The organism is Microvirga splendida, assembly GCF_016427565.1.
GTDB classification, from domain to species: Bacteria; Pseudomonadota; Alphaproteobacteria; order Rhizobiales; family Beijerinckiaceae; genus Microvirga; species Microvirga splendida.
The window spans coordinates 323842-337733 of the sequence record NZ_JAELXT010000002.1; the positions used below are offsets into that span (position 1 = coordinate 323842).

Below are 13892 nucleotides of genomic sequence, written 5' to 3' on the forward strand. Positions count from 1 at the left end.
TGGCATCGCCGCTTCCGCCCTCATACGATTCTCCACCCTCTCCGGTTTCGGTGACGGGTTCATAACAAGTATGGCCCCGCTTTTGATCCAGAAGGACACGCTGCCCCGATGACGACCAACGATCTGGACATGAGGTTTGCCGCCGCCTGCGCCATCGCCCGGGAGGCGGGCGTGCTGGCGCGCAAGCGGTTCCTGGAGCGTCCGCGCTCCCAGAGGCCCGACTTCAAGGGGCCCCAAGACTTCCTCACCGCCACGGACGCGGAGGTGGAGGAGTTGATCCGCACCCGCTTGAGCGTCCTGTTTCCGGAGGATTCCTTCTTCGGCGAGGAGGGCGGCGGCTCGTTCGAGCGCGATGTCTGGGTGGTGGACCCCATCGACGGCACGGCGAACTTCGCCCGCGGCATCCCGCATTTCGCCATCTCCATCGCGTTCGTGCGCGATGGCCGCGTGGAGATCGGGGTGATCTACGACGTGATGCATGCGGAACTCTACACCGCCCAGCGCGGGCGAGGCGCCATCCTCAACGGCGAGCCGATCCGGGTCAGCGGGCTGGCCGACATGAACCAGGCGACCGTGGAGGCCGGCTGGTCGCCGCGCCTGCCGCCCGAGCCCTACATCGCCGTCGTCGACAAGCTGAAGACCGGTGGCGCCAATGTGCGGCGCGCCGGATCGGGCACGCTGGGCCTAGCCTACGTTGCGGACGGGCGCATCGACGCCTATTGCGAGCTCCACATCAATTCCTGGGATGCCCTGGCCGGCCTTCTGATCATTGAGGAAGCCGGCGGCTGGACCAACGATTTCCTGGCCAAGGACGGGCTTCGCAAAGGCAATCCCGTCCTGGCCTGCACCCCGGAACTTGCCGCGGCTCTCATGGCCGCCACTGGGATCTCCAAAGACCCGTGAGCCAGCATGTAGTTCTAAAGATTCACAATTGAACGACCGGCAAGGCTCTTGACCCGACGTCACAATGGAGGGAGCTTAGCCGGCCAACCAAAAACGATAAGACCGTTAAGCCGGGAGGAAAGATATGCAACCCAAGAAGACTTTTGCTGCGGCAACCATGCTGGCAGGCGCCATGACGGCCATGTCCTTCATGTCCGCCGGAGCGGCGCAGGCCCAGGGCGAGCTCGTCATGTATTGCGCCGTGCAGGAGGAATGGTGCCGCGCCATGACCACCGCATTCGAGCGCGAGACCGGGATCAAGGTTTCCATGACCCGCAAGAGCTCCGGCGAGATCTATGCACAGGTCAAGGCGGAGTCGCAGAACCCCCGCGCCGACATCTGGTGGGGCGGCACCGGCGACCCGCACATGCAGGCCGCCGAGGAAGGTCTGACGGAAGCGTACAAGTCGCCGAAGATGAGCGAGCTTCAGGACTGGGCCGTACGCCAGTGGGAGCAGTCCAAGGAGCGCACGGTCGGCATCTACTCGGGCGCGCTCGGCTTCGGCTACAACACCGAACTCGCCAAATCCAACAATATCGGCGAGCTGAAATGCTGGGCCGACCTGCTCAAGCCGGAGCTGAAGGACGAGGTGCAGGTGGCCGACCCGAATTCCTCCGGCACGGCCTACACGCTTCTCGCCACGATCGTCCAGATCATGGGTGAGGAGAAGGGCTTCGAATATCTCAAGGCCCTGCACAAGAACGTCAACCAGTACACCAAGTCGGGCGCCGCTCCCGCAAAAGCGACGGCTTTGGGCGAGACGACGGCCGGCATCACCTTCTTGCACGACATGGTGACGATGGTGGTCGACAAGGCGCCGGTGAAGGTCGTCGCTCCCTGTGAGGGCACGGGCTACGAGATCGGCTCCATGTCGATCATCAAGGGCGCCAAGAACATGGACAACGCCAAGAAGTTCTACGATTGGGCGCTGACGGCCGACGCTCAGAAGCTCGGCGCCGAGGCCAAGTCCTATCAGGTGCCGTCGAACAAGAACACGCCGGTTCCGCCGCAGGCTCCCAAGCTCAGCGACATCAAGCTCATCAACTTCGACTTCGCGAAGTACGGCTCCTCGGCCGAGCGCAAGCGCCTCCTGTCCAAGTGGGACAACGAGGTGAAGAACCTGCCGAAATAGTCCGGCCTGTAATGTCTTCGGCGAGACGTAAGCCGTCTCGCCGAAGAGGATTCGAACTTGATCGACGGGCCGGCCGGTCTTCGCACCGGCCGTGAGGCGGGAAAACACAGATGACGCGGGCAACCCTTGGCTGGATCGTTCTGAGCTGGGTCGGCTTTGTCCTGCTGCCCTGGTATGGTTTCGACAGATCCGCCTCCCCCACCATCGCCGATTACTTCGTCAGCGGGTCGGCGCTCGTCCAGGGTCTTCGCGGCGCCTGGTGGCTTCTGCCGATCCTCATGCCGCTCGGCATGGCGCTGGTTCCTGTCGTCCGGCCATCGCCCCGGCAGAAGGGCACCTGGCTCATTGCATCGGGGCTTCTGGGTCTCGCCCTCATCGTTCTCCAGGGCTTCACCATCGGCCTCAACGGCTGGACGGCCGACATCCTGAGAGACCTGTTCGGCGAACCGGGTCCGAGCCAGTCCGGCATCGGCTATGGCGCGACCCTCACCTCGGCCTCGTTCCTCATCATTCTCTGCCATGGCCTTGCGGCGCGCGGCTGGTGCCGCGGCGATGCCTTCATCACCTCGTCCATCGGCGCAGTCGTCGCGCTCATCATCGTCTTCGTCTTCTTCCCGGTCTCCACGATCCTGGCGAGCGCCTTCGCCGACAACAGCGGCAACTTCGCGCCGTCAGAGTTCGCGGCCAAGTTCATGGACAGGTCGATCTGGGGCCTCGACTGCCTGACGAGCGACCTGCGCTGCGGCGTGGCCTGGAACACCCTGTTCCTCGGCCTGCTCGTGGCCTTCGGCACCACGGCCCTGGGCCTCGCCTTTGCGCTCATCGCGACCCGCACCGAGTTCCGCTACAAGAAGCTCCTGCGCGTTATGAGCGTGCTGCCCATCATCACGCCGCCCTTCGTGATCGGCCTTGCCCTGATCCTGCTCTTCGGCCGCTCGGGCGCCCTGTCGAACGTTCTGTGGGAATGGTTCGGCGTTCCGCGCTCGCGCTGGATCTACGGTCTTCCCGGCGTGTTCATCGCGCAGCTCCTGGCGTTCACGCCCATCGCTTTCCTGGTCCTTATCGGTGTGGTGCAGGGCATCAGCCCAACCCTGGAGGAAGCCTCCCAGACCCTGCGCGCCAAGAGCTGGACGACCTTCTGGACCGTGACCCTGCCGCTCATGCGCCCAGGCCTCGCCAATGCGTTCCTGCTCGGCTTCGTGGAGAGCCTCGCCGATTTCGGCAATCCGCTGGTGCTCGGCGGCAATTACGAGGTTCTCTCCACCAAGATCTTCTTCGCGGTGGTGGGCGCGCAGCAGGATCAAGGCCGCGCCGCCGTGCTCGCCATCATCCTGCTCGCCTTCACGCTCGGCGCTTTCTGGATGCAGCATGCCTGGCTCGGCAAGAAGGTCTACACCACGGTAACGGGCAAGGGCGATGCGGGCATTCCGCTGCCGCTGCCCCGGCGGGTCGCGCTCGCCTCCTATTTCACGGCGATCCCGTGGGCGGTCTTCACGCTTGCCGTCTACGCCATCATCGTCGTGGGCGCCTTCGTGCGCTCCATGGGCCGCGACTACACGCCGACCCTGGACCACTTCCTCACCGCCTTCCGGGTCGAGCGTGCCGATTGGGGCCTCTACTTCTCGGGCTCAGCATGGGACTCGTTCTTCGCCACCGTGAAGGTGGCGGCTTTGTCGGCGCCGCTCACCGCTGCCATCGGCCTGCTCACGGCCTATCTCCTCACCCGTCAGCGCTTCTCCGGTCAGCGCTCCTTCGAGTTCGGCACGCTGCTCAGCTTCGCCATTCCCGGCACCGTTGTGGGCGTGTCCTACATCCTCGCCTTCAACGTGCCGCCGATCGAGATCACCGGAACGGGTTTCATCCTCGTCATGTGCTTCGTGTTCCGCAACATGCCCGTGGGCGTGCGCTCCGGCATCGCCACCTTGAGCCAGATCGACAAGAGCCTTGACGAGGCCTCCCTCACGCTCGGCGCGCGCTCGGCCACCACCATGCGCCGCGTGGTGCTGCCGCTGCTGCGGCCGGCCATCGTCGCCTCGCTGGTCTATTCCTTCGTGCGCGCCATGACGGCCGTGAGCGCCGTGATCTTCCTCGTCACCGCCGAGTACAACATGGCGACCACCTATATCGTGGGCCGCGTCGAGGCCGGCGAGTTCGGCCTCGCCATTGCCTATTCCACCGCGCTCATCCTCGTCATGCTGCTTGCCATTGTGGCGATCCAGCTCGTTGTCGGCGAGCGCCGCCTCGGGCGCCGTTCCGCAAGCGCCGCCCCCTCCCCCGTTACCGTGCAGGCGGTTCCATGAACACAATGTCTTCCGTCCATTCCCTCTCGCAGCCCGCGGCATCCAGGAAGCAGGCGGCCTCCGTCGAGTTTCGCAACGTGACGAAGCGCTACGGCAACGTCACGGCCGTAGACAGCGTGTCCTTCACCATTGCGCCGGGCCAGCTCGTCACCCTGCTCGGCCCCTCGGGCTGCGGCAAGACCACGACCTTGCGCATGATCGCCGGACTCGAGATGGCGAGCGAAGGGCAGATCCTGATCGGCGAGCGTGACGTGACGAACCTCTCCGCCGCCGACCGGGACGTGAGCATGGTGTTCCAGTCCTACGCGCTCTTCCCGCATATGTCGGTGATCGAGAACGTGGCCTATGGCCCGACCGTGCAGGGCGTCCCGAAAAAGGACGCCTATGCCATGGCCATGGAGAAGCTGGAGATCATCGGCCTGAAGGGCCTTGAGAAGCGCGCGCCGTCCGAGCTTTCCGGCGGGCAGCAGCAGCGCGTGGCGGTGGCCAGGGCCCTGGTGCTGGAGCCGCAGGTCCTGCTCTTCGACGAGCCCCTCTCCAACCTCGACGCCAAGCTGCGCCGCCGCGTGCGCGAGGATATCCGCGAGCTACAGCAGAACCTCAACCTCACCGTGGCCTACGTGACGCACGACCAGGAGGAGGCGCTCGCCGTCTCCGACCATATCATCGTCATGTCGAATGCCCGCATCGCCCAGACCGGTTCGCCGCGCGAGCTCTACGAGGAACCGGCGAACCTGTTCGTCGCCGACTTCATCGGCGATGCCAACATCATCGCGGGAGACATCGCGGGGATCGAAGGGCAGACGGCGCAGGTGAGGATCGGCGGCATGAGCCTCCAGCTTCCCCACAGGGGTGCCGGCCAGGGACCCGTGAAGCTGGCAGCCCGGCCGGATGCCATTCTGCTCGACGAGGCCGTGCAGACGGGAGCGCTGGCCGGCACGGTGCGCAAGGCGTCCTATCTCGGCACGCAGGTGGAGTACGACGTGGAAAGCCCGATCGGGAATCTCTTCGTGGTGCAGCACGGGCGCAAGGAGCCGATTGCACCCGGCACTCCGGTGTCGATTTCCTTCACCACCCAGCGTGGCGTCGCGGTCATTCCGGGCGCCTGAGGCGCTCAGACGGCGCCCTCGTCGGGAATGTTGAGGATCGTGCCGCACGCCTTGCAATGAATGGCATCCCTGTCGTGGCGCTGCAATCCGCAGACGGGGCACGGGTAGCGCACCTTGTTCGGCCTCAGCAGGACCTGCACCAGACGCAGGAAGAGCGTCACCCCGAAGATCATGATCACCACCGAGATCAGGTGGCCCACAGTTCCTGTCAGCGTGATGTCGCCGAAGCCGGTGGTGGTGAGCGCCGCCATCGTGAAGTAGAGCGCATCCACGTAGTTGTTGATCTTGTCGTTGCTCCAATGCTGCGTCTGGTAGACGAAGCCGGTCATGATGAAGATGAAGACGCCGAGATTGACCGACGCGATGATCAGCTCCTCGTTCCGGCGAAAGAGCACGCTGTCGGCGCGCAGGCGCACGAGAAGCTGATAGGTTCGCAGGAGCCGCACCGTCCGCAGGATGCGCAGGAACCCGATGCCCTCGCCGACGATGGGAGCCAGAAACGACACGATTGCAGCCACATCGGCCAAGGTGGTCGGGCGCAGCAGGTCCCTCCAGGGGCTCGAACTGATCGCCAGTCGCGCCGAGAAGTCGGCCAGCACGACCAAGCCGACGACGACGTCGATGACTTCGACCAGGGAGGACTGAGGCAGGAAGGAGGAGACGATGATGAAGACGATGGTCGTGACATCGAAGACGAGCAGTGCATACCGGAAACGGTGGGCTTCCGGGCTGTCGCCCTCGTAAAGCGCCCTGAGCTTATCCCTCAGGTGCATCTGAAGACCTCGTCCGTGGGTGGGAAAGACCTGAATTCATGGGTGGGATGACGCTCGGAACAGTTTATCAGCTCCCCGAATATCTATAGAGCAGGGTTGCATTTCCAACGGGGTGCCTTTCGGCGCGAAGGGGTTTATTCCCTGGCCTCACCCAAATACGCTCGAGAGACGACGTGATGCTCAAAGCCTTGATCTTCGACATGGACGGCACCCTGGTGCACAGCGACCCGGTGCATATGGAGGCGTTCGCGCAGACCCTGGGCCCTGAGGGCATCGTGATCGACGAGCATCTGTATCGCACCGCGATCATCGGCCATACGAACGAGTCGATCTTTTCCACCCTCCTGCCTCACCTGCCCGTCAAGGAACACGAGGCCTATGCCGAGCGCAAGGAGGCCGCCTTCCGGCGCCTGGCGCTCGAACTCAAGCCTCTGGAGGGCCTTCTCGAGCTGTTCGACTGGGCCGAGGCCCGCGGCATCAGGATCGCTCTCGTGACCAACGCCCCGCTTCTGAACGCGACCCACATCCTTGAAATTCTGGGCATCGCCGACCGCTTCGAGGTCAAGATCACCATCGACCAGGTCGAGCGCGGCAAGCCCGATCCCCTGCCCTACCTGACGGCTGTGGAGCGGCTCGGCATCCGGGCGGAAGAGGCCATCGCCTTCGAGGACTCCCCTTCCGGCATGAAGGCTGCCAAGGCCGCGGGGCTGTTCTCCTATGGGGTCCTGACGGGCTTGAGCGCCGCAGAGCTCACCAAGGTTGGCGCCGACCGGACTATCGAGACCTTCCGCGACCGCGCGCTCTGGGAGGTTCTCGAGAGCAGGATCGCCGCTTGAGCGGTCAAGCCGCGTCGGGCCGCTCCCGATCAAGCTCCTCGTCGCCCGAGGCATCGAAGCGCCGCCGGGCCGTCAAGATCTCGTCCCGATGCTCGATTGCCCAATCGCCCAAACCACGGACAGTCTTGAGCAGGGAGCAACCCAGCCCTGTGAGCTGGTAATCCACCCGGGGCGGAATGGTCGGGTAGACGGTGCGCGTGACGAGCCCGTCGCGCTCCAATCCGCGCAAGGTCAGGGTCAGCATCCGCTGGGAGATTCCCGTCACGGCCCGGCGCAACTCGTTGAATCTCTTAGGCCCTTCGCCCATCTGGACCACCACCTGGACGCTCCACTTGTCACCCACCCGGGACAGGATCTCCGTCACGGTCCGGCAATCGGTGGGCACATGGATGTGACTGGGTGACATGAAAGTGCCTCCTTGCGAAAGGCTGCGGAAGTTACTTAATGAGCCTCGGTAACAAAAGGGAACTTAATTGCTCCCGCCCCCGAATGCAAATGAAGGACGTCCCATGAAGCCCAAGCTTCACATCATCATCGCCAGCACGCGCCCCGGCCGGGTCGGCCCGAGCGTCGCCCAGTGGTTCAGCGAGTACGTGGCCGAGCATGGCAAGTTCGAACCGGTGCTGGTCGACCTCGCGGAATTCAACCTGCCGCTCTTCGACGAGCCCGAGCACCCGATGAAGCAAAGCTACCACCATGCCCACACCAAGGCATGGGCCGAGAGCGTATCCGCAGCCGACGCCTTCGTGTTCGTGACGCCCGAGTACAACTACGCTCCGCCGCCGGCGCTGGTGAACGCCTTGAACTACCTGTCGCGCGAATGGAACTATGCGCCCGCCGGTTTCGTGAGCTATGGCGGCATCTCGGGCGGCCTGCGCTCGGTGCAGGTGGCGAAGCAGATCGTTACCACCCTCAAGATGATGCCGATCCCGGAAGGCGTGCCAATGCCGATGGTGTTCCAGAACCTGGACGAGAACGGCAAGCTCAAGCCCCTCGACATCTACAGGACGTCAGCCGCGACGATGCTGGACGAGCTCCTCCGCTGGACGGAAGCCCTCAAGTCCCTGCGGGCTGAGCGCAAATCTCCCCTGAAGGCCGCTGCCTGAGACACAAAGCAAAGGCACCGCTGAGGTTATCAGCGGTGCCTTTCTCGTTTGATCAGTTGGATCAGACCCGTCCGGCCAGCGCATCCTCGAAGAGCTTGCGGGCGCTCTCCTTGGTGATCGGCACCGGATTGCCCCCGGCGGTGGGATCGTTGGGCGCCATCTCGGACATCTCGTCGAAACGGGCGCTGTCAACCTTCAATCCTTCCAGCGTGTGCGGCACGCCGAGATCCTTGCGCAGCTGCAGCACCCAGTCGAGGAAGGCTTGGAACGAGGGCTCGAGGCCGATATAGGCGGCAAGCCGCGTGATCCGCTCTTCGATCGCCTTGCGGTTATAGACCAGCACGTAGGGCATGAAGACCGCGTTGGTCAGGCCGTGATGCGTGTCGTAGAGCGCGCCGGTCGGATGCGAGAGCGCATGGATGGCGCCGAGCCCCTTCTGGAACGCGGTGGCACCCATGGCGGCCGCCGACATCAGCTGCGCGCGGGCCTCGATGTCCTTGCCGTCCTTGTAGGCGCGCGGCAGGTATTCCTTCACGAGGCGGATGCCCTCCACCGCAATGCCGTCGGCAAGAGGGTGATAGCCCGGCGCGCAATAGGCTTCGAGGCAATGCGCGAGCGCGTCGAGCCCCGTGCCGGCCGTGATGTGGGGCGGCATGCCGACCGTCAGCTCCGGATCGCAGATCACGATCTTCGGCATCATCAGCGGGTGGAAGATCACTTTCTTGGTGTGCGTCGCCTCCTGGGTGATCACGCCGGCGCGGCCCACTTCCGAGCCCGTGCCGGCGGTCGTCGGCACAGCGATGATCGGCTGGATGCCCTTGGGGTCCGCGCGGGTCCACCAATCGCCGACATCCTCGAAGTCCCACATGGGCCGGGTCTGACCCGCCATGAAGGCGATGACCTTGCCGGCATCGAGCGCCGAGCCGCCGCCGAAGGCCACGACACCGTCGTGCTTACCGGCCTTGAGGGCCTCCAGGCCTTTGTAGACGTTGGTCTCGACCGGGTTCGGCTTGATGTCCGAGAAGATCGCAGCCTTCAGGCCGGCGGAGGTCAGCTGATCGAGCGCCGCCTTCGTCATCGGTTGCGTGGCGAGGAACGGGTCCGTGACGATGAGCGGCGCCTGCATGCCCACCGACTTGCAGGCCTCGGCCAGTTCGGAGATGCGGCCTGCGCCGAAACGGATCGCGGTGGGATAGCTCCAGTTGGAACGGGGAGACATGGTCATGATGCTTTCAATCAGATCTGGCGGAGGTGGTAGGATTTCGGACGGGTGAGCGACTCGTAGGCCAGCCGCGACAGGCTTGCGCCGCGGCCTGTGTCCTTCACGCCCGTCCAGGCGAGCGCAGGATCGAGATAGTCGCAGCGGTTCATGAACACAGTGCCGGTCTCGAGCTTCTCGCCGATGGCTTCCGCCGCATCCACGTCGGATGTCCAGATGGCGGCCGAGAGACCATAAGGCGAGTCGTTCATAAGGCGGGTCGCCTCCTCGTCGCCCTTCACCTTCATGATGCCGACCGTGGGGCCGAAGCTCTCCTCGCGCATGACGCTCATGGAGTGATCCACGTTCGTCAGCACCTGCGGGGCGAGATAGGCGGTGTCGCCGGCATCCGCGGCAAAGCGCTTCGTGTCGATGTGCGCTGTCGCGCCCTTCGCCACCGCCTCCGCATTCTGCCTGCGCACGAGGTCTGCGAAGCGCTTGTGCGCCATGGGGCCGAGCGTCGTCGCCTCCTCCAGCGGGTTGCCGAGCACGTACTTGTTCACGAGATCGACCGCGCCTTCGACGAAGCGGTCGTAATGCTTCTCGTGCACGTAAATGCGCTCGATGCCGCAGCAGCACTGGCCCGAATTGAAGAAGGCGCCGTCCACCAGGTTCTCGATGGCATGGTCGAGATTGGCGTCCTCGCGCACATAGGCCGGGTCCTTGCCGCCGAGCTCAAGGCCGAGCGAGGTGAAGGAGCCCGCCGCCGCGCGCTCGATGGAGCGCCCGCCGGAGACGGAGCCGGTGAAGTTGCAGTGGTCGACCAGACCGTTGCTCAGAATTCGGCTCGTCTGGTCGTGGGAGAGATGCAGGTTCTGGAACAGGCCTTTCGGCATGCCAGCCCGGTCCATGGCCATCTGGAAGCGCTCGCCCGCCAGCACCGTCTGGGATGCATGCTTCAAGAGCACCGCGTTGCCAGCCATGAGCGCCGGCACGATGGTGTTGATGGCTGTCAGATACGGGTAGTTCCACGGGGCGATGACGAGCACGAGGCCCACGGGCTCGCGTTTGATCATGCGGCGGAAGCCCGCCTTCTCGTCATCGGCCGGAATCGGCTGCAGGCTCTTCTCGGCGATGCCGATCATATAGCGCGCCCGTTCCTCGACGCCGCGGAACTCGCCGCCATAGCGCACGGGCCGGCCCATCTGCTGAGCGATCTCGGGCACCACCTCCTGGTTCATGGCGAGCAGCGCATCGAGGAAGGCCGAGACCTTGCTCGCGCGCTCCGCGATAGTGGTGCTGCGCCACGCCTTTTGCGCCTCGCGGGCGGAGGTGATCGCCGCATCGATGGCGGCCTCGGTCATGATGGGACGGCGGACGAGCTCGCGCCCGTCGATGGGGGAAATGCAGACGATATCGGTATCGGCCATGATGTGATGCCTCAAAGACCATGACCTGGCAGGCCATGGTCTTCTCCTGTGCTTGAGTCTCGAAAAGCTTTTAGATGATCTCGAAGTAACGGGCGAGCTGCCAATCGGTGATAGCCTTGCGCGCCTCGCGCTCCTCCCATTCGCGGGTTGCAGCATAATGGTCCACGAAGGTGTCGCCGAAGAGCTGGCGCGCGGCCTGTGAGCCCTTGAGACGCTCGGCCGCCTCGCCGAGGGAGCGCGGCAGGGCCCGCTCCTTCGGGTGCTCGACCGCATAAGCGTTGCCCTGGACCGGCTCGCCCGGATCGACCCGGTTCTCGATGCCCCATAGCCCTGAGCCGATGGCGGCCGCGAGCGCGATGTAGGGATTGATGTCGGCGGCCGCGACCCGGTACTCGACCCGCTGCGACTTCTCGGAGCCTGGAATCACGCGCAAAGCCGTGGTGCGGTTCTCCACCCCCCAGGCGGAGTCGGTGGGCGCCCAGAAGCCGGGGATCAGCCGCGTGTAGCTGTTCACCGTGCAGGCCACCATGGCCAGGATCTCGGGCATCAGCTTCTGCTGGCCGCCCACGAACCAGCGCATGGTCTCCGACATGCCGTGTTTGCCGTTCGGGTCGTAGAACGCGCCCTTGCCGGTCTTGAGATCCTGCAGGGACGCATGCAGGTGGCCGGACTGGCCTGGCCAGTCGCGCGACCACTTGGCCATGAAGGTCGCCATCCAGCCGCGGTGCTGGGCCAGGATCTTGGTGTAGGTCTTGAAGAGCGCCGCCTTGTCGGCCGCGCGCAAGGCGTCGTCGACGCGGATCGCCGCCTCGAGCACGCCGGGGCCGGTCTCCGTGTGCAAGCCCTCGATCTCGAAATCCATCTGCTTCGCCAGATCGAGCAGTTCGTGGTAGAAATCCGCATGCACGCCGGAGCGCAGCACCGAATAGCCGAAGAAGCCCGGCGTGATGTTCTTGAGGTCGCGGTAGTTCTTCTCCCGCACGGAATGCGGGGTTTCCTCGAACAGGAAGAACTCGAACTCGGCCGCGGCCGAGACCGCAAAGCCCATGTCCTCGGCTTTTCTGAGCACGCGGCGGAGCACGCCGCGCGGACAGGCCGCCTCCGCATAGCCCTCGAACTCCGCCAGAAAGAACGGAAGGTCGTTCTCGAAGGGCACGAGCCGCATGGATTCGGGGATCACGCGCGCCGTCGCATCGGGATAGGCCGTGTGCCAGCCGGTCAGCGTGGTGTTGTCGTAGAGCTGATCGTTGGAGTCCCAGCCCAGCACCACGTCGCAGAAGCCGAAGCCTTTCTCGAGCGCGGACTCGAACTTGTCGCGGGCCATGTACTTGCCGCGCATGATGCCGTCCACGTCCGTGAGGCCGATCTTCACGAAGGGAAGATCGCGGCTGCGCACGTATTCCATGGCATCGGCGGCGTTCTTGATCTTGGGAGCGTCCATACGAAAAACCTTGACCGCAATAGGAGAAAGGGAGCGCGCGCTTACGCGCTCCCGAAGGGTTAGTAGGACTTGTACTCGCTCTCGCCCTTGGTAAGCGCGAACTCCTCCTCCGGGGAGAGGATGAGCTTGTGCCGCCCGACGAGCAGGAAGTAGGCCATCATCACCGCGTAGTAGACCACGACGCCGATGACGGCGGTGCGGAAGACCGAGTCGGTGAGCTGGAAGTAGAGCGTCACCGCAGCGATCACCATGCAGATGACCGCACCCGCAACGCCGAACGGGCTCTTGTAGGGGCGATGCAGGTTCGGGAACTTCTTTTTAAGCACGACATAGGACATGCCTTGCATGAAGTAGGCCAGCATTGCGCCCGCCACCGCCATGTTCAGCAGCGTGCCGCCGATCAGGGCTCCGCCTGAATCCGCGCCGAGCGAGAACCAGATGATCAGCATCACCAGGAGACCCAGGATCGCCCCAGCGATCAGCGCAACGTAAGGGGTCTTGCGCTCGCCATGGGTCACCGACAACGCGCTCGGAAAGTAGCCTGCCCGCGAGAGCGAGTAGATCTGCCGGCCGAAGGCGAAGATGATGGTGTGGAACGAGGCAATGAGCCCGATGACCGCAATGGCCGCGAGGATCTTCGCGATGTCCGTGCCGAAGAGGGTGCGGAACCCGTCGAGCAGCGGCTCTCCGGACTTACCCAACCCTGCTGCGCCCGGCGCAATGCCCGTGTTCAGGAAGAGCACGAGGAAAGCGGAGGCAATCAGCGTCAGGATGCCTGCGATGATGCCTTTGGGCATATCGCGCTGCGGATCGTGCGACTCCTCCGCCGCGAGCGGCAGTTGCTCGATAGCGAGGAACAGCCACACCGCGAAGGGCAGAGAGGCCAGAATGCTGCCGATGCCCATGGGCAGGAACGGCCCGCCGCCGTTCGGCAGCTCAGCGCCGTCGGGGCCGATGTTCAGGGCCCAGCGCGAGAAGTCGAACTGGCCTGAGAACAGCACCGAGACGTAGAAGAAGCCCAGCACAGCAAGTGCGGCCACCGTGACCCCCACCGTGACCTTGAACGAGAGCTCGACGCCGATGATGTTGAGGCCGACGAACAGCGCGTAGCACAGCACCCAGTAGACGGGCTGGAAGGCCGGCGCCGTCTCGAAGATGGCCGACAGATACGAGCTGATGAAGAACACGATCACCGCAGGCGTGAGCACGAACTCGATGTTCTCGGCGATGCCCGTGACGTAGCCAGCCCACGGCCCCATGGACGTGCGGGCGAAGGAATAGGCGCCGCCCGTATGCGGCAGGGCCGGCGACATCTCGGCGAGCGAGAAGGTGAGGCCCAGATACATGATGGCGATGATGATCGTGGCGAAGAACATCGCCCCGAAGCCGTTGGCAAGGCCGAGATTCCAGCCCGAGTAATGGCCCGAGATCACCGCGCCGACGCCGAGCGCCCAGAGCGACCAGACGCGTGCGTGACGCTTGAGGCGCCGGGCCTCGAAGTAGTTTTGATCCACCGTGGTGTAGGTGACGCCGGCGGCATTCTGCACACCGGCCGGCGGGGCGTGAACCCCAGGGTTTCCTTGTCCGACTGACATCGACTCTTCCTCCAAGAATAGTCTGCCTCT

General features: G+C 64.5%; 12 protein-coding genes. 6 read left to right on the forward strand and 6 right to left on the reverse strand.

Going from position 1 to position 13892, the window contains the following annotated elements; all coding sequences use genetic code 11:
* Positions 1 to 108: 108 nt before the first annotated feature.
* From JAO75_RS03725 to JAO75_RS03740, 4 genes are all read left to right on the forward strand, one after another.
* Entirely contained in the window at positions 109 to 903 is a 795-nt protein-coding gene (locus JAO75_RS03725) for an inositol monophosphatase family protein (protein WP_199046777.1), read from the forward strand.
* A gap of 124 nt (positions 904 to 1027) precedes the next feature.
* Positions 1028 to 2074: an ABC transporter substrate-binding protein gene (locus JAO75_RS03730; RefSeq protein WP_425523146.1), complete on the forward strand. Its 1047-nt coding sequence runs from the start codon at positions 1028 to 1030 to the stop codon at positions 2072 to 2074.
* Between the two features lie 110 nt (positions 2075 to 2184).
* Complete coding sequence (locus JAO75_RS03735) at positions 2185 to 4374, forward strand: ABC transporter permease (protein ID WP_199046778.1); 2190 nt, start codon at positions 2185 to 2187, stop codon at positions 4372 to 4374.
* Between the two features lie 5 nt (positions 4375 to 4379).
* The gene (locus tag JAO75_RS03740; RefSeq protein WP_199046886.1) at positions 4380 to 5483 is read left to right on the forward strand and encodes an ABC transporter ATP-binding protein; all 1104 of its coding nucleotides are present in this window, start codon (positions 4380 to 4382) and stop codon (positions 5481 to 5483) included.
* 5 nt (positions 5484 to 5488) lie between these two features.
* Here JAO75_RS03740 and JAO75_RS03745 read toward each other — a convergent pair whose 3' ends face one another.
* Entirely contained in the window at positions 5489 to 6256 is a 768-nt protein-coding gene (locus JAO75_RS03745; RefSeq protein WP_199046779.1) for a potassium channel family protein, read from the reverse strand.
* 176 nt (positions 6257 to 6432) lie between these two features.
* On the opposite strand from JAO75_RS03745, the gene JAO75_RS03750 reads away from it, so the two are divergent.
* Positions 6433 to 7092 (forward strand): HAD family hydrolase, encoded by a 660-nt coding sequence (locus JAO75_RS03750; protein WP_199046780.1) that lies wholly within the window; start codon positions 6433 to 6435, stop codon positions 7090 to 7092.
* A 4-nt stretch (positions 7093 to 7096) separates the two neighbouring features.
* Here JAO75_RS03750 and JAO75_RS03755 read toward each other — a convergent pair whose 3' ends face one another.
* Positions 7097 to 7498 (reverse strand): winged helix-turn-helix transcriptional regulator, encoded by a 402-nt coding sequence (locus JAO75_RS03755; RefSeq protein WP_199046781.1) that lies wholly within the window; start codon positions 7496 to 7498, stop codon positions 7097 to 7099.
* 103 nt (positions 7499 to 7601) lie between these two features.
* Between JAO75_RS03755 and JAO75_RS03760 the strand changes: the two genes are divergently transcribed.
* A complete protein-coding gene (locus JAO75_RS03760) occupies positions 7602 to 8198 on the forward strand; it encodes an NADPH-dependent FMN reductase (protein ID WP_199046782.1) in 597 nt (198 codons plus the stop codon).
* Between the two features lie 61 nt (positions 8199 to 8259).
* Here the strand turns inward: JAO75_RS03760 and JAO75_RS03765 are convergent, their stop codons facing one another.
* The 4 genes from JAO75_RS03765 to JAO75_RS03780 all read right to left on the reverse strand — a co-directional run bounded on the left by JAO75_RS03765 (position 8260) and on the right by JAO75_RS03780 (position 13862).
* Positions 8260 to 9423: an iron-containing alcohol dehydrogenase gene (locus tag JAO75_RS03765; RefSeq protein ID WP_199046783.1), complete on the reverse strand. Its 1164-nt coding sequence runs from the start codon at positions 9421 to 9423 to the stop codon at positions 8260 to 8262.
* 11 nt (positions 9424 to 9434) lie between these two features.
* Positions 9435 to 10826 (reverse strand): aldehyde dehydrogenase family protein, encoded by a 1392-nt coding sequence (locus JAO75_RS03770; RefSeq protein ID WP_199046785.1) that lies wholly within the window; start codon positions 10824 to 10826, stop codon positions 9435 to 9437.
* 70 nt (positions 10827 to 10896) lie between these two features.
* The gene (locus JAO75_RS03775) at positions 10897 to 12267 is read right to left on the reverse strand and encodes a glutamine synthetase family protein (RefSeq protein ID WP_199046787.1); all 1371 of its coding nucleotides are present in this window, start codon (positions 12265 to 12267) and stop codon (positions 10897 to 10899) included.
* A gap of 59 nt (positions 12268 to 12326) precedes the next feature.
* Complete coding sequence (locus tag JAO75_RS03780) at positions 12327 to 13862, reverse strand: amino acid permease (protein ID WP_199046789.1); 1536 nt, start codon at positions 13860 to 13862, stop codon at positions 12327 to 12329.
* Positions 13863 to 13892: the final 30 nt, after the last annotated feature.

Bases quoted from the DNA above. Each gene is read 5' to 3' on its own strand.
- JAO75_RS03725 (WP_199046777.1), top strand. From the start codon at position 109: ATGACGACCAACGATCTGGACATGAGGTTTGCCGCCGCCTGCGCCATC.
- JAO75_RS03730 (WP_425523146.1), top strand. From the start codon at position 1,028: ATGCAACCCAAGAAGACTTTTGCTGCGGCAACCATGCTGGCAGGCGCC.
- JAO75_RS03735 (WP_199046778.1), top strand. From the start codon at position 2,185: ATGACGCGGGCAACCCTTGGCTGGATCGTTCTGAGCTGGGTCGGCTTT.
- JAO75_RS03740 (WP_199046886.1), top strand. From the start codon at position 4,380: ATGTCTTCCGTCCATTCCCTCTCGCAGCCCGCGGCATCCAGGAAGCAG.
- JAO75_RS03745 (WP_199046779.1), bottom strand. From the start codon at position 6,256: ATGCACCTGAGGGATAAGCTCAGGGCGCTTTACGAGGGCGACAGCCCG.
- JAO75_RS03750 (WP_199046780.1), top strand. From the start codon at position 6,433: ATGCTCAAAGCCTTGATCTTCGACATGGACGGCACCCTGGTGCACAGC.
- JAO75_RS03755 (WP_199046781.1), bottom strand. From the start codon at position 7,498: ATGTCACCCAGTCACATCCATGTGCCCACCGATTGCCGGACCGTGACG.
- JAO75_RS03760 (WP_199046782.1), top strand. From the start codon at position 7,602: ATGAAGCCCAAGCTTCACATCATCATCGCCAGCACGCGCCCCGGCCGG.
- JAO75_RS03765 (WP_199046783.1), bottom strand. From the start codon at position 9,423: ATGACCATGTCTCCCCGTTCCAACTGGAGCTATCCCACCGCGATCCGT.
- JAO75_RS03770 (WP_199046785.1), bottom strand. From the start codon at position 10,826: ATGGCCGATACCGATATCGTCTGCATTTCCCCCATCGACGGGCGCGAG.
- JAO75_RS03775 (WP_199046787.1), bottom strand. From the start codon at position 12,267: ATGGACGCTCCCAAGATCAAGAACGCCGCCGATGCCATGGAATACGTG.
- JAO75_RS03780 (WP_199046789.1), bottom strand. From the start codon at position 13,862: ATGTCAGTCGGACAAGGAAACCCTGGGGTTCACGCCCCGCCGGCCGGT.